We start from the raw sequence: 19,200 nt of genomic DNA, 5'->3' as shown, positions 1-19,200 counted from the left end.
TCAGGAGTCGTCAGACCCCCCATAGCGTGCAATGCAGAGCAATCCGCCCGTAACCGGGCGGAAGGAACCCTCCCCGGACTCCTTGTCCTATTTTGACACGAGGGGAGGTGATGGGCGCAAGGGAGCGGTTAGTGCCGTCCATCACGCTTGAGGCAAACGCCCGACTCGGGACCCAGGTCCCGAGCCCCGGCCACCAGCCGGATCAGTTCGCGAACTGACGGTGCCTCACGGCGCGCCAGCGCTCGGTCAGCCTCCGGTACGCCTCGCCCGCGCCCTCCCGGTCGCCGGCGCCCAGAGCCGCCAGCCCCTCCGCCGCATCGCGCGCCGAGTGGTCCTCCGCGAGCTCCGCCGCTCCCAGCGCGTGCACCAGCCCGCCGTAGTCCAGCTCCACCAGCGAGCGCGGATGGAACTCCTCCAGCCAGCGCCCCACGTCCACCAGCATCTCGGTCAGCGGCCCCTCGCCGATCGCCTCGCGGACCGTGCGCAGCGCCCGGGCCAGCCGCCGCCGGGCCTGGACCATCGGCGTCCGGTAGCGCAGCGCGGGCTCCTCGGGGCAGTGCACGCGCTCCCCGTCGGAGAAGAGCACGAACCAGCCGACCGGCACCGCCCACAGCGCGGTCCTCATCCACGGCCGCGCGTCCGGGTTGCCCGCCCGCCACTTCTCGAAATCGGCCGCGGCCTGCTCGCGCACCACCCGGGGCAGCACCGCGTCCAGCAGCGCCGCGGGAAGCACGCCCGGGAGCTCCGCCAGCGCCAGCCAGCCGCGCAGCCGGGTCCGCCAGGGGCAGACGCAGACCACTCCGTCGACCTCGGCGACGAAGGCGTCGGGGCTCTCGTGGACGGGGACGGCGACCGGCGGGGTGGGCAGCAAGTCCGCCAGCGAGCGGCGGAGTTCGTCCTGCGCCGTGGGGCCGTCGCCGCGCCGCGCGTAGCGCGCCCAGTAGGACCGCTCCGGCTCCGGGAAGGCCGCGAGCGGCTCGTAGACCCGCAAGTAGACCGCGTACGGAACGAGGACCGAGGACTGCGCTGGCATAGCGGAATCCTTCCACGTCGGCACCCTCCCGGAGGGTGTTCCGGCGCACCGTGCCCACCTACGCGCGCGTAGGACATACTCTCTGCCCACACGGACCTTCCCCCACCCCCGGAAGGTCCTCCCCCCGCCGCTTCGTACTTGGGAGTCACCACCGTGACCGATGTGACCGACGGCGTCCTGCACACCCTGTTCCGATCCGAGCAGGGAGGGCACGAGCAGGTCGTGCTCTGCCAGGACCGCGCCACGGGCCTCAGGGCCGTCATCGCCATCCACTCCACCGCCCTGGGCCCCGCCCTCGGCGGCACGCGCTTCTACCCGTACGCCTCCGAGGAGGACGCCGTCGCCGACGCGCTCAACCTCGCGCGCGGGATGTCCTACAAGAACGCCATGGCCGGCCTCCGCCACGGCGGCGGCAAGGCCGTGATCATCGGTGACCCCGAGCAGATCAAGTCCGAGGACCTGCTGCTCGCCTACGGCCGCTTCGTGGACTCCCTCGGCGGCCGCTACGTCACCGCCTGCGACGTCGGCACCTTCGTCGCGGACATGGACGTGGTCGCCCGCGGGAGCCGCTGGGTGACCGGCCGCTCCCCCGAGAACGGCGGCGCGGGCGACTCCTCCGTGCTCACCGCCTTCGGCGTGTACCAGGGCATGCGGGCCTCGGCCCAGCACCTGTGGGGGGACCCCTCGCTGCGCGGCCGCAAGGTCGGCGTCGTCGGCGTGGGCAAGGTCGGCCACTACCTGGTGCAGCACCTGCTGGAGGAGCGTGCCGAGGTCGTGATCACCGATGTGCGCGAGGAGTCGGTCCGGCGGATCGTCGAGGCCCACCCCGAGGTCACCGCGGTGGCGGACACCGAGACGCTGATCCGCACCGAGGGCCTGGACATCTACGCACCGTGTGCGCTGGGCGGCGCGCTGAACGACGACACCGTGCCGGTGCTGACGGCCCGGGTCGTCTGCGGCGCGGCCAACAACCAGCTGGCCCACCAGGGCGTCGAGAAGGACCTGGCCGACCGGGGCATCCTCTACGCCCCGGACTACGTGGTGAACGCCGGCGGCGTCATCCAGGTGGCGGACGAACTGAACGGGTTCGACTTCGACCGGTGCAAGATCCAGGCCGCCGGGATCTTCGACACCACGCTGGCAATATTCGCACGTGCGAAGGAAGACGGTATCCCGCCGGCCGCCGCGGCCGACCGGATCGCCGAGCAGCGCATGGCCGAGGCACGGCAGGGCTGAGCCCTGGGCGCACGGCCCGCCCGTCCGGGGGGAGAGAAGACTCACCCCGGACGGCGGGTCGTGTGCCCGGAAGAGGTTAAAATCGCAGTTGACCAGCGAGGACGGGGCGCCTCGGGGGTCGTGTGAAGTGGCACCTCATGCGGGCGGCGTACCGTATGGCCGCGGAAGCAGGTACCGTTGAAGCCCTACGGGCCGAGCTCTCCGAGGAGAGCCCGTTCCGCATCATGAACGCGTGTCAAGACTCTGGGGCCGTCGAGCCCCGTCACCGAGGGGGTCGAGCCATGGGGCGCGGCCGGGCCAAGGCCAAGCAGACGAAGGTCGCCCGCCAGCTGAAGTACAACAGCGGCGGGACGGACCTCGCACGTCTGGCCAACGAGCTGGGCGCATCGACTTCGGGTCATATCTCGAACCAGCCGCCGAACGGCGAGCCGTTCGAGGACGACGACGAGGAAGACGACCCGTACGCGCGGTACGCCGACATGTACAACGACGACGGGGACGAGGACGAGGAGTCCGGTCCCGCGTCGCAACGCCGCGGCGCTTGACGCCCATCCACCGACCCGGTCCGGCCTGTGCCCGGACCGGGTTCTGTGCGCTTCCGTACTGTTCGGCGACCGTGTCGTCCGGCCGGGCGGCCGCCCCCTGAGGGCAGCCGCCTCTCCGTCGTGCCCGAGGTCGCGCTCACGCGCAGGTCACCGGCCGTCGTCGCGGGCTAGACGGCGTACGACCCGGTCAGCTCCGCACCGGTGGTGCGGTCGCCGCGGTCGACGATCTCACCGGCGACCCAGGCGTCCACGCCCCGGTCGGCCAGCGTGGCCAGGGCCACCTCGACGGAGGACTCCGGGACCACGGCCATCATGCCGACGCCCATGTTGAGCGTCTTCTCGAGCTCCAGCCGCTCGACCCGGCCGGCCGTGCCGACGAGGTCGAAGACGGGACCCGGGGTCCACGTGGAACGGTCGACCACCGCGTGCAGCCCGTCGGGGACCACCCGCGCGAGGTTGGCGGCGAGACCGCCCCCGGTGATGTGGCTGAAGGCGTGCACCTCGGTCGTCCGCGTCGTCGCCAGGCAGTCCAGCGAGTAGATCCGGGTGGGCTCCAGCAGCTCCTCGCCCAGCGTGCGCCCGAGCTCCTCGACCTGCTGGTCCAGGGACATCCCGGCCCGGTCGAACAGCACGTGGCGGACGAGCGAGTACCCGTTCGAGTGAAGGCCGGAGGAGGCCATCGCGATGACCACGTCACCCGTGCGGATGCGGTCCGGCCCGAGCAGCCGGTCCGCCTCCACCACGCCGGTCCCGGCGCCGGCCACGTCGAAGTCGTCGGGGCCGAGCAGCCCAGGGTGCTCCGCGGTCTCGCCGCCGACGAGGGCGGTCCCGGCGAGCACACAGCCCTCCGCGATGCCCTTGACGATGGCGGCGACCCGCTCGGGGTGGACCTTGCCGACGCAGATGTAGTCCGTCATGAACAGCGGCTCGGCACCGCAGACGACGATGTCGTCCATGACCATGGCGACCAGGTCGTGGCCGATCGTGTCGTAGACGCCCATCTGGCGGGCGATGTCGACCTTCGTGCCGACCCCGTCGGTGGCCGAGGCCAGCAGCGGGCGCTCGTAGCGCTTGAGGGCGGACGCGTCGAAGAGGCCGGCGAAGCCGCCGAGGCCGCCGAGGACCTCGGGGCGCTGCGTCTTCTTCACCCACTCCTTCATCAGCTCGACGGCGCGGTCGCCCGCTTCGATGTCGACACCTGCCTCGGAGTAGCTGGCACCGGTGGTCTGAGACATGGCTTCAGAGCTTTCGTGTCGTTACTGCGGGGTGTTACGGACGGCGGAGCGCGTCGGCGGCCGCGGTGGCCGCGGGCCCGGCGGCCAGCTCCGTCTCCAGCAGCTGCTTGCCGAGCAGCTCCGGGTCGGGCAGCTCCATCGGGTACTCGCCGTCGAAGCACGCGCGGCACAGCTGGGGCTTGTCGATCGTGGTCGCGGCGATCATGCCGTCGATGGAGATGTACGCGAGGGAGTCGGCGCCGAGCGAGGTGCCGATCTCGTCGATCGTCATGCCGTTGGCGATCAGCTCCGCGCGGGTGGCGAAGTCGATGCCGAAGAAGCAGGGCCACTTCACCGGCGGGGACGAGATCCGGATGTGGACCTCGGCGGCGCCGGCCTCGCGCAGCATCTTGACCAGGGCGCGCTGGGTGTTGCCGCGGACGATCGAGTCGTCCACCACGACCAGGCGCTTGCCCTTGATGACTTCCTTCAGGGGGTTCAGCTTCAGCCGGATGCCGAGCTGCCGGATGGTCTGGGAGGGCTGGATGAAGGTGCGCCCGACGTAGGCGTTCTTCACCAGTCCGGAGCCGTACGGGATACCGCTGGCCTCGGCGTAGCCGATCGCCGCGGGCGTGCCGGACTCCGGCGTCGCTATGACGAGGTCGGCCTCGACGGGGGCTTCCGCCGCAAGTTTCCGGCCCATTTCCACCCGCGAGAGGTACACGTTCCGGCCGGCGATGTCCGTGTCGGGACGGGCCAGGTACACGTACTCGAAGACACAGCCCTTGGGCTTCGCATCTGCGAAGCGAGAGGTCCGGATGCCGTTCTCGTCGATGGCGATCATCTCACCGGGCTCGACCTCGCGGACGAAGCTGGCGCCGCAGATGTCGAGGGCGGCCGACTCGGAGGCGACGACCCAGCCGCGCTCCAGGCGGCCGAGGACCAGCGGGCGGATGCCCTGCGGGTCGCGGGCCGCGTACAGGGTGCCCTCGTCCATGAAGACGAGCGAGAAGGCGCCCTTCACCGCGGGGAGGACCTGGGCGGCCGCCTCCTCCACGGTGAGCGGCTTGCCGTCCTCGTCGACCTGGCCCGCCAGCAGGGCGGTGACCAGGTCCGTGTCGTTGGTAGCGGCGACCTGGGTGGCGCGGCCGTTCTCCTTGGGGAGGTCGGCGACCATCCCGGCCAGCTGCGCGGTGTTGACCAGGTTGCCGTTGTGACCCAGCGCGATCGACCCGTGGGCGGTGGCCCGGAAGGTCGGCTGGGCGTTCTCCCACACGGAGGCTCCGGTGGTCGAGTAGCGGGCGTGTCCGACCGCGATATGACCGCTCAGGGAGCCGAGGGAGGTCTCGTCGAAGACCTGGGACACAAGGCCCATGTCCTTGAAGACGAGGATCTGAGAGCCGTTGCTGACCGCGATTCCCGCGGATTCCTGGCCTCGATGCTGGAGGGCGTAGAGCCCGAAGTAAGTGAGCTTGGCGACCTCTTCGCCCGGAGCCCAGACACCGAAGACGCCGCAGGCGTCCTGGGGGCCCTTCTCTCCGGGGAGCAGGTCGTGGTTGAGTCGTCCGTCACCACGTGGCACGCCACCGAGTGTAGGCGAGATCGACCACTGGTCCGAATTGGGGATGGCCGCGCACCCGCTCCCAAGGGCCGCGGAGGGCGCCCCGGCACGTCCCGGAACCCCTGATTCCGAGGTTCCCGCACGCCTCTCACCCACCCCCGGACAAGATCACCCGGACGTTCGCCGGGCCGTCCGGATAGCGGAACGGGGGCCGACTCCCCAGGCAGGCCCCGGGCGGCGCGGGTGTGACCGCCGGCGCCGGGAGCCGCTCGGGGGCGAGGGGGCGGGGGTGCCGCCGGCCACCCGGGGCCGGACCGGGACCGCGTGCGCTAGTTCACATCCCCGCCCGCCCCTCCACGCAGGGACATACTCCGACATTCGGGACGCAAGGCGGCGCCCGGGCGGCCGCGGGGCCCTCAGCGCTCCGGCTCCGCCGAGGCCACCAGACCCGTACCGTCCCCGGCGGTGAGGGTCAGCGCACCCTGGTCCAGCCGGTACCGCAGCGCCCCCGACTCCAGCAGTGCCGTCAGTGCCCGCTCCAGCTCCATCGCGGGACCGTCGCAGAGCTTCCTGGTGGCCGCGATCGGCCCGAGGGCCACCGAGTCGCCGGTGATCCGGGCGTCGGCGGTGAAGCGGTTGCAGCCCAGGCTCCCCTCGACCGTGCCGTCCTCGGCGAAGGCCAGCACGGCGGTGCCCCGCGCGCCCTCGGGAAGGGAGGAGGCGCTCTCCCCCTCCACCAGGGACGTGACCGTCCACCCGGTGCCCACCAGTGCGGGCTCCCGGGCGGCCGAGAGCGCGATCTGGTCGCCGTGCCGGTCGGTGAGGGTCAGCCGGTCGTCGGCCAGTTCACCCGTGAGCGCGCCGGTGAGCAGGGCGCGGAAGCCGTCCTCGAAGCTCTGGACGTCCTCGGCGCACCCCTTCTCGGTCGCCTCGCCCGGGCTGACGGTCACCGTGTCGCCCTCGACGCGCACCTGCGCCCCGAAGCGGTTGCAGCCGTAGTCGCCCCGGGCCCGGCCCTCGTCGGTGACCTCCAGGTGGGCGCCTGCGGGGGCGGGGATGCGCCGGCCGTCCAGCGTGAGGGCGTCGACGGACCACCGCACTCCGGACAGGGGGAGGTCGGGAACGGCGGAGGAGGCCGCTCCGGAGGACGTCTGCCCGCCGCAGGCGGCAAGCGGCAGGAGGAGGACGGACGCGAGGACGGAAGGGATCAGCCGAGGACGCATGCCGCTGGGACGGCCCCGCGTGCGGAGCGGTTCCGTCCGGCGACCGGGATCAGCCCGGCGGACCGGCGACCGGGATCAGCCCAGCAGGGGCAGCAGCGGCCCCAGGTCGGCCCGCTCGCCGCGGACCCGGACCCGGGCGGCGTCCCGCTCCTCCTGCCAGGCGGCGCGCCCGGTCGCGAGCCTGACCCAGGTCAGCGGATCGGTCTCCACGGTGTTCGGGGGAGTGCCCCGGGTGTGGCGCGGTCCCTCGATGCACTGCACGACCGCGAACGGCGGGATCCGCACCTCCGTGGAACCGCCCGGCGCCTTCACCGCGAGGGCGTCCGCGAGCAGCCGGGTGCAGGCGGCGAGCGCCTGCCGGTCGTAGGGGATCTCCAGCCCGGTGGCGGCGGCCAGGTCGTCGGTGTGCACCACCAGCTCGACGGTGCGGGTGACGAGGAAGTCGCCGAACCGCATCCCGCCGAACCGCATCGCGACCAGCCGGTCGGCGGGGGAACCGGGGAGCAGGGCCCCGATCCGCTCGGCGGTGCGTGCGCAGAGTTCGTCCACCTCCCCGTGCCCGGCGAAGGAGCGGGTGTCCTCGTCGACCGCGGACGCCGCGGTGGAGGTGGCGAACGGCCAGTCCAGCAGGGCGAGGTCCCGGGTGCGCGGCTCGGGCCGCTCCAGGCCGTCGGCCGCGAGCCGGGCCACCATCGCGATGTGGGCGCAGAGTTCGCGCACCGTCCACTCCCCCAGCCGGGTGGGCAGGGCGAGCTGCTCGGGCGTCAGCCGCCCGGCCGTCGCGCGGACGTGGGAGAACTGGGCGAGGACCGCGGCCACGACCTTCGCGTGGTCGTAGGAGCGGGTGCGCTTGGCGGCAGGGGGCATGGCCCGACCCTACGGCCCGGCGGCACGTCGCGGGGTCCGCGCCGGGGATCGCACCGCGCCGGGCCCGCGCGCGGCGCCGGAGGGCCCGGGCAGGGCCGGGCCGCACGCGGCCGGAGGACCCGGACCGCACCCGGTCACGGGGCCGGGCTGCCGCCGGGGGCAGGCCCCGGGGCACGCCGGAGCCCCGCCCGGCGGCGCGGGACGCCGTGCCGGGCGGGGCTCGGGGGCTCCGGAAGCGGAGCCGCGCCGATGCGCGTCAGGCCAGCAGGCCCGGGATCGTCTCCTCGTGCGCGGCGCGCAGCTCGTCGAGCGGGATGCCGAACGCGCCCTGGACCTCGACCGCGTCGCCGTCCACGACACCGATCCGGGTCGCGGGCAGCCCGCGCGCACCGCACATGTCGGTGAAGCGCAGCTCCTCGCTGCGCGGCACGGCGACGACCGCGCGTCCGGCCGACTCGCTCAGCAGGAAGGTGAAGGCGTCCAGGCCGTCCGGCACGACCAGCCGGGCGCCCTTCCCGCCGCGCAGGCAGGACTCGGCGACCGCCTGGACCAGCCCGCCGTCGGAGAGGTCGTGCGCGGCGTCGATCATGCCGTCGCGGGAGGCCGAGATGAGGATCTCCGCCAGCAGCCGCTCCCGGTCGAGATCCACCGCGGGCGGCAGACCGCCGAGGTGGTCGTGGACGACCTGGGACCACGCCGAGCCGCCGAACTCCTCACGGGTGTCGCCGAGCAGGTAGAGCAGCTGCCCCTCCTCGGCGAACGCGATCGGCGTGCGCCGTGTCACGTCGTCGATCACGCCGAGCACGGCCACCACCGGGGTGGGGTGGATCGCCGTCTCGCCGGTCTGGTTGTAGAGCGAGACGTTGCCGCCGGTCACCGGGGTGCCGAGCGTCTGGCAGGCGTCCGCGAGCCCGCGGGTGGCCTCGGCGAACTGCCACATCACGTCCGGGTCCTCGGGGGAGCCGAAGTTCAGGCAGTCCGAGACCGCGAGCGGCCTGGCTCCCGACGCGGCGACGTTGCGGTAGGCCTCGGCGAGGGCGAGCTGCGCCCCGGTGTACGGGTCGAGCTTGGCGTACCGGCCGTTGCCGTCGGTCGCCATGGCCACGCCGAGGTTGGACTCCTCGTCGATGCGCACCATGCCCGCGTCCTCGGGCTGGGCGAGCACCGTGTTGCCCTGCACGAAGCGGTCGTACTGGTCGGTGATCCACGCCTTCGACGCCTGGTTCGGCGAGGCGACGAGCCTGAGCACCTGGGCACGCAGTTCCTCGGCGTCCGCCGGGCGGGGCAGCGCGTTCGCGTCGTCCGCCTGCAGGGCGTCCTGCCAGGACGGGCGGGCGTAGGGACGCTCGTAGACGGGGCCCTCGTGGGCGACCGTGCGCGGCGGCACGTCGACGATCTGCTCGCCGTGCCAGTAGATCTCCAGCCGCTCGCCCTCGGTGACCTCGCCGATCACGGTGGCGATGACGTCCCACTTCTCGCAGATGGCGAGGAAGCGCTCGACCTTGTCGGGCTCGACGATCGCGCACATGCGCTCCTGCGACTCGCTCATGAGGATCTCCTCGGGCGAGAGCGTCGCGTCGCGCAGGTGGACGCGGTCGAGCTCGACGCGCATGCCGCCGGAGCCGGCGCTGGCCAGCTCGGAGGTGGCGCAGGACAGCCCGGCGCCGCCGAGGTCCTGGATGCCCGCGACGAGCTTCTCCCGGAAGATCTCCAGGGTGCACTCGATCAGGAGCTTCTCCTGGAACGGGTCGCCGACCTGGACGGCGGGGCGCTTGGCGGGCTTGGAGTCGTCGAAGGTCTCGGAGGCGAGCACCGAGACGCCGCCGATACCGTCGCCGCCGGTGCGGGCACCGTAGAGGATGACCTTGTTGCCGGGGCCGGAGGCCTTGGCCAGGTGGATGTCCTCGTGCTTCATCACGCCGATGCAGCCGGCGTTGACCAGCGGGTTGCCCTGGTAGCAGGAGTCGAAGACGACCTCGCCGCCGATGTTCGGCAGGCCGAGGCAGTTGCCGTAGCCGCCGATGCCCGCGACCACGCCCGGCAGCACGCGCCTGGTGTCCGGGTGGTCGGGGGCGCCGAACCGCAGGGGGTCGACGACGGCCACCGGACGGGCGCCCATGGCGAGGATGTCGCGGACGATGCCGCCGACACCCGTCGCCGCGCCCTGGTAGGGCTCGATGTACGAGGGGTGGTTGTGCGACTCGACCTTGAAGGTCACCGCGTAGCCCTGGCCGACGTCGACCACGCCCGCGTTCTCGCCGATGCCGACGAGCAGGGCGTCGTTCTCGGGGGCCTTCTCCCCGAACTGGCGCAGGTGGACCTTGCTGCTCTTGTAGGAGCAGTGCTCGGACCACATGACGCTGTACATGGCCAGCTCGGCGCCGGTGGGCCGGCGGCCGAGGATCTCGCGGATGCGCGCGTACTCGTCCTCCTTGAGCCCGAGTTCGCGCCAGGGCTGCTCCGCGTCAGGCGTCCCGGAGGCGTGCTTGACCGTGTCGAGAGTCATGAGGCGCTGACCAACTTCTTGAGGATCGAGGTGAAGAATCCGAGCCCGTCCGTTCCGCCCGTGCCGATCAGCGGCTCCACGGCGTGCTCGGGGTGCGGCATCAGGCCCACGACGTTGCCCGCCGCGTTGGTGATGCCCGCGATGTCGCGCAGCGAGCCGTTGGGGTTGCCGTAGCCGTCGGCCGCGTTCCCGCCGGCGGTGTAGCGGAACGCGACGCGCCCCTCGGCCTCCAGCTCGTCCAGCGTGCGCTCGTCGGCGGTGTACCGGCCGTCCATGTTCTTCAGCGGGACCGAGATCTCCTGGCCCTGCTCGTAGTCGGCCGTCCAGGCGGTGGCCGCGTTCTCCACCGTCAGCCGCTGGTCGCGGCAGATGAAGTGGAGGTGGTTGTTGCGGAGCATCGCGCCGGGCAGCAGGTGCGCCTCGGTGAGGATCTGGAAGCCGTTGCAGATGCCGAGCACCGGCATGCCGCCCTTGGCCTGCTCGATGATCGTCTCCATCACCGGCGAGAAGCGGGAGATGGCTCCGGCGCGGAGGTAGTCCCCGTAGCTGAACCCGCCCGCCAGGACGACCGCGTCGACCTGGTGCAGGTCCCTGTCGCGGTGCCAGAGCGGCACGGCCTCGGCGCCGGCCACGCGCACGGCGCGCAGGGCGTCCTGGTCGTCGAGGGTTCCGGGGAAGGTGACGACTCCGATACGCGAGGTCACGACTCGACCCTCACGACGAAGTCCTCGATGACGGTGTTGGCGAGGAAGGTCTCGGCCATCTCGTGGATGCGGGCGAGGGCGGCGTCGTCGACCGTCCCGTCCACCTCCAGCTCGAAGCGCTTCCCCTGACGTACGTCCGCGATGCCGTCGAATCCCAGACGGGGCAGTGCACGCTGCACCGCCTGCCCCTGGGGGTCGAGGATCTCGGGCTTGAGCATGACGTCGACTACGACGCGAGCCACGGGCACTCCCGGTGGTGTGTTGCGAGGGCGGTTCCCTCAGCGTACCCGGCCGAGAAATCTACGCGAGTAGATATCCTTGGACACCGCACGGAAATCCCGGATAGGAATGCCGAGGGGGTTTGCCGCGGACACGCGCAGCGAATTACCGGGGCTTCACAATGCGCCGCCCGCCGCTGTACAAAGGAATGCAGAGGAAAGCGGCATTGCTCCTCGCCGACCGCTTATCCGGCGTCCTGGCACGTCAGAAGCGGTGACACCGCAGGGAAAGGACCGATATCCGTGGCTCAGCGAGTGGTCGTCACACTCTCCGACGACATCGACGGAGGAGAAGCGGCGGAAACGGTCATGTTCGGCCTGGACGGGAAGTCGTACGAGATCGACCTCAATACCTCCAATGCAAAGAAACTGCGCAAGGCCCTGGCACCGTACCTGGCCGCGGGCCGGAAGCGGTCCGGGGGCGCGGGGCGGAGGCCCGCACCCGAGGCGTACCGCCACACCGCGGTGGAACCGGCACCGTCCGCCGTCCGCGCCTGGGCGCAGTCGCGGAAGATGGACATCCCCGCCCGGGGGCGCATCCCCAAGCACGTCTACGAGGCGTTCCGCGCGGCGAGTTGACCTCGCGGGGACGGCGGAGGCGCCGTCGCACCCGATCCGACTTGCACGCCCCCCCCGATGATCGGCTAGAGTCTGGAGCACGCCGAGGGGCGAGGCCGAAAGGCCCGAACCGAGGATCGTGCGGGTGTAGTTCAGTAGTAGAACATCCCCCTTCCAGGGGGAAGGCGCAGTGTGCAATTCCTGTCACCCGCTCTCCACCTCTTACCGGCCACCGTTGTGGATCAGGTACAGTGGTGAACGCGCCGCCCGGTGAAAGCCGAGCGGAGGCACTGCGGACGTGGCTCAGTTGGTAGAGCATCACCTTGCCAAGGTGAGGGTCGCGAGTTCGAATCTCGTCGTCCGCTCGTGGAACGAAGGCCCCGATCATCACGATCGGGGCCTTCGTCGTCTCCGCGTGCACCGCGCGGCTCCCGCCCGGACCCATGACATCCGTCACGGGCGGCGATGACAGCAGGCACTGCCGCCGCCGCACGGGCGGCGGAAGCCTGGTGGCATGACCGACGCCACACTCCGGAACGCACTCGAAGCCACTCGCTCCGCATCCGGGCACGAGGAGCACGCGATCGAGGCGCGCGGGCTCCACCGCACCTACACGGGCGGGTACCGGGCCGTCCGCGGCATCGACCTGAACGTGCGCCACGGCGAGGTCTTCGCCCTGCTCGGGACCAACGGGGCCGGCAAGACCTCCACCGTCGAACTGCTCGAAGGACTCGCCCCGCCCGGCGCCGGCACCGTCCGCGTCCTGGGCCACGACCCCTGGCGGCAGCGCGCCGCCGTGCGCCCCCGTATCGGGGTGATGCTCCAGGAGGGCGGCTTCCCCTCGGACCTGACCGCCGCCGAGACCGCCCGGATGTGGGCCGGCTGCACCAGCGGAGCCCGCCCCGTGCCCGAGGCCCTGGAGCTCGTGGGGCTCGGCCACCGGGCGGGGGTCAGGGTGAAGCAGCTCTCCGGGGGCGAGCGCCGCAGGCTCGACCTGGCCCTGGCGCTCCTGGGCAGGCCCGAGGTGCTCTTCCTCGACGAGCCGACCACCGGACTGGACGCCGAGGGGCGCCGCGACACCTGGGAGCTGGTGCGCGCCCTCCGGGACGGCGGGACCACGGTGCTGCTGACCACGCACTACCTGGAGGAGGCCGAGTCGCTGGCGGACCGGCTGGCGATCATGCACCAGGGCCTCGTCGTCACCTCGGGCACGCCCGCCGAGGTGACCGCCCGACGCCCGGCGCGCATCCGCTTCAGGCTGCCCGAGGAGGTCGCACCGGCCCGGCTGCCGCTCTCGCTCCACGCGGCCGCCGACGGCCGGCACGTCGAGATCCGCACCCACCGCCTCCAGGAGGACCTCGGAGCCCTGCTCCGGTGGGCGGCGGAGGCGGACGTGGGGCTGGAGCAGCTCGACGCCCGCTCCGCCTCGCTGGAGGAGGCGTTCCTCGACATCGCCGAGCACGCGGGCGGGAGCCTCCCCGGCGGCGGCCCACCGGACCTCGGCGACGCGCACCCCCACGACAGCGGCAACGACGGGACGGTGAGGGCCCGATGACGGCCACGACGACGGCCGCGGGACGGCTGACGGCCCTGGGGCGCGCGGAGATCACCCTGCTCGTCCGCAACCGGTCCTCGCTCTTCGTCGCGCTGGCCCTCCCCGCGCTGATGGTGGTCGCGGTCAGGAACTCCCTCGGGGGCCTCGACCTGTCCGGCACCGGCATCGACCCCGACACCGCGCTGATGACGAGCGGCACCGGCCTCGCCCTCGTCCTCGTCGTCCACATGAACCTGGTCTCCGCCTACGTCGCGCGGCGCGAGGACCTGGTGCTGAAGCGGCTGCGCACGGGGGAGGCGTCCGACGCGGAGATCCTGGCGGGCGCGGCGCTCCCGGCCGCCGCCCTGGCACTCGCCCAGTGCGCCGCGCTGGGTGCGGCGGGCGCGGCGCTCCTCGGCACGGGCGCGCCCGAGCGGCCGTGGCTGCTCGCCGCGGGCGTGCTCCTCGGGGTGGTGCTGATGACGGTGCTGGCCGCGGCGACGTCCGCCGTGACCCGGACCGTGGAGAGCGCCCAGATCACCACGCTGCCGATGCTGGTGCTCTCCTCGGTCGGCTCGGGCCTGGTCCTCCCGCTGGCCCTCCTGCCGGACCGGCTGGCGCGGCTGTGCGAGCTGCTGCCGCTGACCGGGGCCATGACCCTGGTCAGGGCGGGATGGACCGGCGGTGCCGAGCCGGCCGAGCTCGCCACCGCGGCGCTGGCGGCAGTGGCCTGGACGCTGCTGGGGGTGTTCGCTGTGCGACGGTGGTTCCGCTGGGAGCCCCGGCGCTGAGCGTCCGCACCCGCCTCGCCGTCCGGGGGCGGCGGGGCCCGGAGGGCGAGGGCGCGGGGACCGCGGACTGGCGGGCGGAAGACGAGGAGGGACCGGGTGAAGCTCTGGAGCGGCCGCAGCGGACCGGCGAAGGTCGATCTGTACACGCGCGGCTCGGTGTACGCGATCCACTGGGGTGCGGTGCTGTGCGTCGTCCTGCTGATGGCCGCCCTCCTGGTCCGCGACGCGGGTCAGCCCCTCCTGGCCTCCGCCGCCCTGCTGTTCGCAGTGGTCAACGGCGTCCTGTGCCACCGCCTCGCCCGCGCCGCGATCGAGGCGTACCTCGGCCGCAGGGCCTACCCCGGGCGGCTGCTCGCCCTCTGCGCCGCCACCACCGCCGCACTGGCGGCGCCGGTGGTGGCGGCGGCGAAGGCCGTGCCGGAGGGGCTGCTCCCGCTGCTCCTCGGCTGCTGCCTGGCCCCGCTCTCGGGCGGCCACTGCCTGCTGCCGAGGGCCCGGACGGTCGCCCTGCACCAGGTGCTCGCACTCGTCGTGCTCGCCGCGGTGCTGCCGGGGGCCGGGTACGGGGCGGGCGCCGCGGTGGCCGTGGCCGTCACGGTGGGTCTGGTCACCGGGTGGCTCGCGGTCACGGTCCGGGTCTCCCTGTGGGTGCTCGCCGTGATGTGGAAGCTCCACGCGGCACGGGACGTCGAGGCCCGGCTGGCCGTCGCCGAGGAGCGGCTGCGCTTCGGACGGGACCTCCACGACGTGCTGGGCCGCAACCTGGCGGTCATCGCGCTCAAGAGCGAGCTCGCCGTGGAACTCGCGCACCGCGGACGGCCGGAGGCCGCCGACCAGATGACCGAGGTCCAGCGGATCGCACGGGAGTCCCAGCGGGAGGTGCGCGAGGTGGTGCGCGGCTACCGGGACGCCGACCTGCGGGCCGAACTGGACGGGGCGAGCAGCGTGCTCGCGGCCGCGGGCATCGGGTGCACGGTGCTGACCGCCCCGCACCCGGGGGCCGTGCCGCGGGCCCACCGCGGCGGGCGGGAGCTGTCCGCGCTGGACGCGGCCGTCCAGTCCGCCCTCGGCTGGGTGGTCCGTGAGGCCACCACCAACACCCTGCGGCACGGCGACGCCCGGCACTGCACGATCTCGGTCGGCCTCTCCGAGGGCAGCGCGGTCCTGACCGTCGAGAACGACGGGGCGGGAGCCCGGGCCGCCCCCGCCGGCCCGGGCTCCGGTCTGGCGGGACTGCGGGAACGCCTCGCCGCGGTCGGCGGCAGCCTGGAGGCGGGCCCGCTCGACGGCGACCGCTTCCGGGTGGCCGCCCGTGTCCCGCTGCCGGAGCCCGAGGACCCCGGCGCCGAGGGAGCGGGGACCGCGGCACCGGGCGCCGCCTCCGGCCCCGTGCCCCGGCCGCCGGGCCCCCGGCGGGCCCCGGGAAAGCGCCGGAGCGCCCCGGGGCGGGAGCCGCCCCGTACGAGCACCGAGCCGAAGGAGCCCGCGTGACCCCGCGTGTACGCGTCCTGCTCGCCGACGACGAGCACCTGATCCGGGGCGCACTCGCCGCCCTGCTCGCCCTGGAGGACGACCTGGGCGTCGTCGCCGAGGCCGCCACCGGGCCCGAGGCCCTGGCGATGGCCCGGGCCCACCGGCCGGACGTGGCCGTGCTGGACCTGCAGATGCCGGGCGCCGACGGTGTGACGGTGGCCACACGCCTCAGGGACGAACTCCCCGGGTGCCGCAGCCTGATCGTGACCAGCCACGGACTCCCCGGGCACCTGAAGCGGGCCCTGGCCGCGGGGGTGCGGGGCTTCGTCCCGAAGACCGTGAGCGCCCGGAGGCTCGCCGAGATCATCCGCACCGTCCACGCGGGAAACCGCTATGTGGACCCGGAGTTGGCGGCCGACGCGATCTCCGCGGGCGACTCCCCGCTGACCGCGCGCGAGGCCGAGGTGCTGGCCCTGGCCGAGGACGGGGCGCCCGTCGCGGAGATCGCCGTGCGGGCCTCGCTGTCCCCGGGCACCGTGCGCAACTACCTCTCCTCGGCGGCCTCCAAGCTCGGCGCCGAGAACCGCCACACCGCGGTGCGTCTCGCCCGGGAGAAAGGTTGGGTATAGTGGGCTCCGCGCTACGGCGCATGCGGACGTGGCTCAGTTGGTAGAGCATCACCTTGCCAAGGTGAGGGTCGCGAGTTCGAATCTCGTCGTCCGCTCGGTTCGAAGCCCCCGGTGATCTCACCGGGGGCTTCGTCGTGTCCCCCTCCACCGCACCCCGCTTCCCCGGCTTCCCCCGGGGGAAGCCGGGCGGCCCGGCACCGGCCGGGCCCGGGCGGTCGCGGAGGGCGGGCCGGGTCCCTCACGGCGGGGCGGCGGCACACGGGGCCCCGCGTGCCGCCGGCGCGCGCCGGGTCGTGTCCGGCACGGCGCCGTCCGCCCGCAGCTGGGTGCGCGGCATGTGGTGCGTGCCACCGCAGGGCGGAGGGCCGTCCTCGTACGGGACGCCCGGGGACGGCTCCGGCAACGCAGCGAGTGTGCGCGGTGCGGGACCGTGCCAGACCGGCCTAGGACCAGGCGGTGCCGGTCAGCAGCTCGTAGGCCTCCAGGTACTTGGCACGGGTGGCCGCCACGACCTCCTCCGGCAGCGCCGGGGGCGGCTCCTCGCTCCGGCGGTCCCAGCCGGACGCCGGCGAGGTCAGCCAGTCGCGGACGAACTGCTTGTCGTAGGAGGGCTGCGCGTGCCCCGGCTCCCAGGCGTCGGCGGGCCAGAAGCGGGAGGAGTCCGGCGTCAGCACCTCGTCGGCGAGGACGAGCGCGTCCCCGTCGAAGCCGAACTCGAACTTGGTGTCGGCCAGGATGATGCCGCGGTCCCGGGCGATGTCCCGCGCCCGCGCGTACACGTCGATCGTCTTCCGGCGCAGCAGCGCCGCCGTCTCGGCGCCGACCTGGCGGGCGACCTCCTCGTAGCTGACGTTCTCGTCGTGGTCGCCCACGGCGGCCTTGGTCGCCGGGGTGAAGATCGGCGCCGGCAGCTCGGACCCGTCGGCGAGCCCCTCGGGGAGCGCCAGGCCGCAGACGGTCCGGGACTGCTCGTACTCGGCCAGTCCCGACCCGGTGAGGTAGCCGCGTGCCACGCACTCCACGGGCACCATGCGCAGCGAGCGGCACACCAGGGTGCGGCCCTCCCAGGAGGCGGGAGCGCCCGCGGGCAGTTCGGTGGACAGGACGTGGTGGGGCACCAGGTCCTTCAGCCGGTCGAACCACCACAGCGACAGCCGGGTGAGCACCCGCCCCTTGTCCGGGATCTCGGTGGGGAGCACCCAGTCGTACGCGGAGATGCGGTCGCTGGCGACCATCACGAGGTCGCCCGCCTCGTTCCGGTACAGGTCGCGCACCTTGCCGGTGTGCAGATGCACCAGTCCCGGCACCTGGACGGGCTCGGGCTTTTCGACGAATCCGGACACGGTTCCTCCCCGTGGTTCAGTACGACGGCACCGATTCTCCCGTACCGGCGGGGCTCTCCCGACCAGGGGGCGCCGTGCCGCGCCGACCGCCCGCCGGGACGCGGCGCGCGAACGGCGGGGCGCGGAGCTCAGTCGCGTTTGCAGATGCGGTCGAGGAGGTTGGCGGTCGCACGCTGGACACGGGCGTCCACATGGCCCGGCCGGTCGAGCGCGGGCGACCAGGCGAAGGTCCCCGAGGCGAAGACCAGTGCCCCGGAGGGCGCCCGGTAGAGCGAGGTCTCCTGGTGGCGCACCACGCCCTCGCCGTCCCGGTAGGGGGAGTGGGCGAGCAGGATCCGCCGGTGGTGCTCGGGGAGCGCGGTGCGCGGGAAGTACCGGTCGGCCTCCCCCGCGACGAGGCCGGGGATCTCGTCGCCCTCGCCCGCGCCGGTGGCCTCCCACAGCCAGTGGTCGGCATTGCGCACCACCATGGGGGACGGCTCGGGCACCCGGCCCGCGTACTGGATGCCGAGCAGCTGCTGCTCGGCGCGGTCCAGCTCGCGCCAGAGCGCCGGGCGCCCCGGGCCGCGGCGCTTGCGGCAGGTGAGCAGCCGGTCCGGCACGCCGGACGGCGAGGGACCGAGCCGGACCTGCCAGTAGAGGGTGTTGGCGGAGAGGAACACCAGCGACGTCCCGCTGTCCCGGGCCCGCTCCGCCGCCTGCCGCATGGACACCGACCAGTACTCGTCGTGGCCGGGGAAGACCAGGCCCCGGTAGCGGGCCGGGTCGATGCGCCCCGCGTGCAGGTCCCGCGCGTCCGCGTAGGCCAGGTCGTAGCCGTACCGCTCGGCCCAGCGGATGAAGTCGTAGGCGTGGCCGACGTGCAGCGGGAGGCCGGCACCGGCGTAGGGGCGGTCGAAGGAGACCGTCGTCGCGGCCTCCGCCTCACCGAGCAGCCGGCCGTCCCCGTCCCAGGCGTGGTAGAGGCTGGCACCGGTGCGCCCGTCCTCCGGGTAGAGGTTGTAGGCCTGCCAGGTGATGTCGGGCAGGAGCAGGAGCAGGTCCGCCGGATGGTCGTCGCGGACCGTGAACGGAATGTGGGAGCGGTGCCCGTCGAGGGTCGTCAGCACCGCCACGTAGGCGCCGACGGACCAGTACGAGGGGATCTGCAGCCGCCACGAGAGCCACCAGTGGTGGCAGGAGACCGTGCGGTCGGCGGTCAGCGGGGGCGGCTGGACGATCCCCGAGAGCCGGGGGCTGGTGGTGATCTTCGCGGCACCGTCGCCCCCGTAGTGGCCGATCCGGTAGACGTCGACCGAGAACTGCTGAGGCGGGTCCACGGTGATGTGGAAGTCGACGGCCCCGCCGGGCTCGACCGCCCCCGGGGAGACGAAGCCCTTGATCTGGTGGTGGACGTCGTCGGCGGTACGCGGGCGACCGGAGCCGCCCCGGGCCATCGCCTCGTCGGCGTACCAGGGGACGACCTGCCCGGTGTCGCCGAAGTACTGCTCGCTGCCCCGCAGCCAGGGCAGCGGCCCCTGGCCGAAGGGGTCGCTGACGGCATGGGCGAGGGCGCCCGATTCCCATCGCCGGATCCTCTCCGCCCTCATGCCGTGCCTCCTCGGTGCCCCGGACCGCCGGTGGGCGCAGACCTGTGCAGCGCCGGTCTCCAGCACATCACATAACGCACTCAGCCCGTCACCGTTCGTCGCGAATTGACGTGAAA

Annotated in this window: 17 protein-coding genes and 3 tRNA genes; 10 read left to right on the top strand and 10 right to left on the bottom strand. The window is 73.3% G+C overall.

The window, feature by feature from the left end; genetic code table 11:
- Positions 1-202: 202 nt before the first annotated feature.
- The gene (locus tag NPS70_RS22895) at positions 203-1,033 is read right to left on the bottom strand and encodes a hypothetical protein (RefSeq protein ID WP_256526250.1); all 831 of its coding nucleotides are present in this window, start codon (positions 1,031-1,033) and stop codon (positions 203-205) included.
- A 153-nt stretch (positions 1,034-1,186) separates the two neighbouring features.
- Between NPS70_RS22895 and NPS70_RS22890 the strand changes: the two genes are divergently transcribed.
- Positions 1,187-2,269, top strand: coding sequence for a Glu/Leu/Phe/Val dehydrogenase dimerization domain-containing protein (locus tag NPS70_RS22890; protein WP_256526249.1), 1,083 nt, complete (start codon positions 1,187-1,189; stop codon positions 2,267-2,269).
- A 281-nt stretch (positions 2,270-2,550) separates the two neighbouring features.
- Positions 2,551-2,814, top strand: a complete 264-nt coding sequence (locus NPS70_RS22885) for a DUF3073 domain-containing protein (RefSeq protein WP_308315038.1) — start codon at positions 2,551-2,553, stop codon at positions 2,812-2,814.
- A 167-nt stretch (positions 2,815-2,981) separates the two neighbouring features.
- On the opposite strand, the gene purM is transcribed toward NPS70_RS22885, so the two are convergent.
- The 7 genes from purM to purS form a co-directional block, all read right to left on the bottom strand.
- On the bottom strand, positions 2,982-4,049 hold the full coding sequence (gene purM / locus NPS70_RS22880) for a phosphoribosylformylglycinamidine cyclo-ligase (protein WP_256526247.1): 1,068 nt from the start codon (positions 4,047-4,049) through the stop codon (positions 2,982-2,984).
- 34 nt (positions 4,050-4,083) lie between these two features.
- Positions 4,084-5,610, bottom strand: a complete 1,527-nt coding sequence (gene purF / locus NPS70_RS22875) for an amidophosphoribosyltransferase (RefSeq protein WP_256526246.1) — start codon at positions 5,608-5,610, stop codon at positions 4,084-4,086.
- Positions 5,611-6,005: 395 nt separating this feature from the next.
- Positions 6,006-6,812 (bottom strand): META domain-containing protein, encoded by an 807-nt coding sequence (locus NPS70_RS22870; protein ID WP_256526245.1) that lies wholly within the window; start codon positions 6,810-6,812, stop codon positions 6,006-6,008.
- A gap of 75 nt (positions 6,813-6,887) precedes the next feature.
- A complete protein-coding gene (locus NPS70_RS22865) occupies positions 6,888-7,679 on the bottom strand; it encodes a maleylpyruvate isomerase family mycothiol-dependent enzyme (protein WP_256526244.1) in 792 nt (263 codons plus the stop codon).
- Between the two features lie 256 nt (positions 7,680-7,935).
- Positions 7,936-10,185: a phosphoribosylformylglycinamidine synthase subunit PurL gene (gene purL / locus NPS70_RS22860; RefSeq protein ID WP_256526243.1), complete on the bottom strand. Its 2,250-nt coding sequence runs from the start codon at positions 10,183-10,185 to the stop codon at positions 7,936-7,938.
- Positions 10,182-10,889, bottom strand: coding sequence for a phosphoribosylformylglycinamidine synthase subunit PurQ (gene purQ, locus NPS70_RS22855; protein WP_256526242.1), 708 nt, complete (start codon positions 10,887-10,889; stop codon positions 10,182-10,184). The genes purL and purQ overlap by 4 nt, the downstream gene beginning before the upstream one ends.
- Complete coding sequence (gene purS, locus NPS70_RS22850) at positions 10,886-11,131, bottom strand: phosphoribosylformylglycinamidine synthase subunit PurS (RefSeq protein WP_256526241.1); 246 nt, start codon at positions 11,129-11,131, stop codon at positions 10,886-10,888. The genes purQ and purS overlap by 4 nt, the downstream gene beginning before the upstream one ends.
- 279 nt (positions 11,132-11,410) lie before the next feature.
- Here purS and NPS70_RS22845 point away from each other — a divergent pair, with 279 nt between their 5' ends.
- From NPS70_RS22845 to NPS70_RS22810, 8 genes are all read left to right on the top strand, one after another.
- Positions 11,411-11,746, top strand: coding sequence for an Lsr2 family protein (locus NPS70_RS22845; protein ID WP_256526240.1), 336 nt, complete (start codon positions 11,411-11,413; stop codon positions 11,744-11,746).
- Positions 11,747-11,866: 120 nt separating this feature from the next.
- A tRNA-Gly gene (locus NPS70_RS22840) sits at positions 11,867-11,938 on the top strand.
- Positions 11,939-12,017: 79 nt separating this feature from the next.
- Positions 12,018-12,090, top strand: a tRNA-Gly gene (locus NPS70_RS22835).
- 149 nt (positions 12,091-12,239) lie between these two features.
- Entirely contained in the window at positions 12,240-13,280 is a 1,041-nt protein-coding gene (locus tag NPS70_RS22830) for an ABC transporter ATP-binding protein (RefSeq protein WP_256526239.1), read from the top strand.
- A complete protein-coding gene (locus tag NPS70_RS22825; RefSeq protein ID WP_256526238.1) occupies positions 13,277-14,050 on the top strand; it encodes an ABC transporter permease in 774 nt (257 codons plus the stop codon). The genes NPS70_RS22830 and NPS70_RS22825 overlap by 4 nt, the downstream gene beginning before the upstream one ends.
- Positions 14,051-14,146: 96 nt before the next feature.
- Positions 14,147-15,541 (top strand): histidine kinase, encoded by a 1,395-nt coding sequence (locus NPS70_RS22820; RefSeq protein ID WP_256526237.1) that lies wholly within the window; start codon positions 14,147-14,149, stop codon positions 15,539-15,541.
- Positions 15,538-16,152: a response regulator transcription factor gene (locus tag NPS70_RS22815; RefSeq protein ID WP_256526236.1), complete on the top strand. Its 615-nt coding sequence runs from the start codon at positions 15,538-15,540 to the stop codon at positions 16,150-16,152. The genes NPS70_RS22820 and NPS70_RS22815 overlap by 4 nt, the downstream gene beginning before the upstream one ends.
- 22 nt (positions 16,153-16,174) lie before the next feature.
- A tRNA-Gly gene (locus NPS70_RS22810) sits at positions 16,175-16,247 on the top strand.
- A 348-nt stretch (positions 16,248-16,595) separates the two neighbouring features.
- On the opposite strand, the gene NPS70_RS22805 is transcribed toward NPS70_RS22810, so the two are convergent.
- Both NPS70_RS22805 and NPS70_RS22800 read right to left on the bottom strand, forming a co-directional pair.
- Positions 16,596-17,495, bottom strand: coding sequence for a phosphoribosylaminoimidazolesuccinocarboxamide synthase (locus tag NPS70_RS22805; protein WP_256526235.1), 900 nt, complete (start codon positions 17,493-17,495; stop codon positions 16,596-16,598).
- Between the two features lie 128 nt (positions 17,496-17,623).
- Positions 17,624-19,084 carry a N,N-dimethylformamidase beta subunit family domain-containing protein gene (locus NPS70_RS22800; protein ID WP_256526234.1) on the bottom strand — a complete coding sequence of 487 codons (1,461 nt, stop codon included), beginning with the start codon at positions 19,082-19,084 and terminating at the stop codon, positions 17,624-17,626.
- Positions 19,085-19,200 lie beyond the last annotated feature (116 nt).

Origin of the sequence: Streptomyces sp. C10-9-1 (assembly GCF_024497955.1) — a bacterium.
Classification (GTDB): Bacteria; Actinomycetota; Actinomycetes; order Streptomycetales; family Streptomycetaceae; genus Streptomyces; species Streptomyces sanyensis.
The sequence above is the reverse complement of the archived record's forward strand: the minus strand, read 5'-3'. Positions and strand labels throughout refer to the sequence as shown.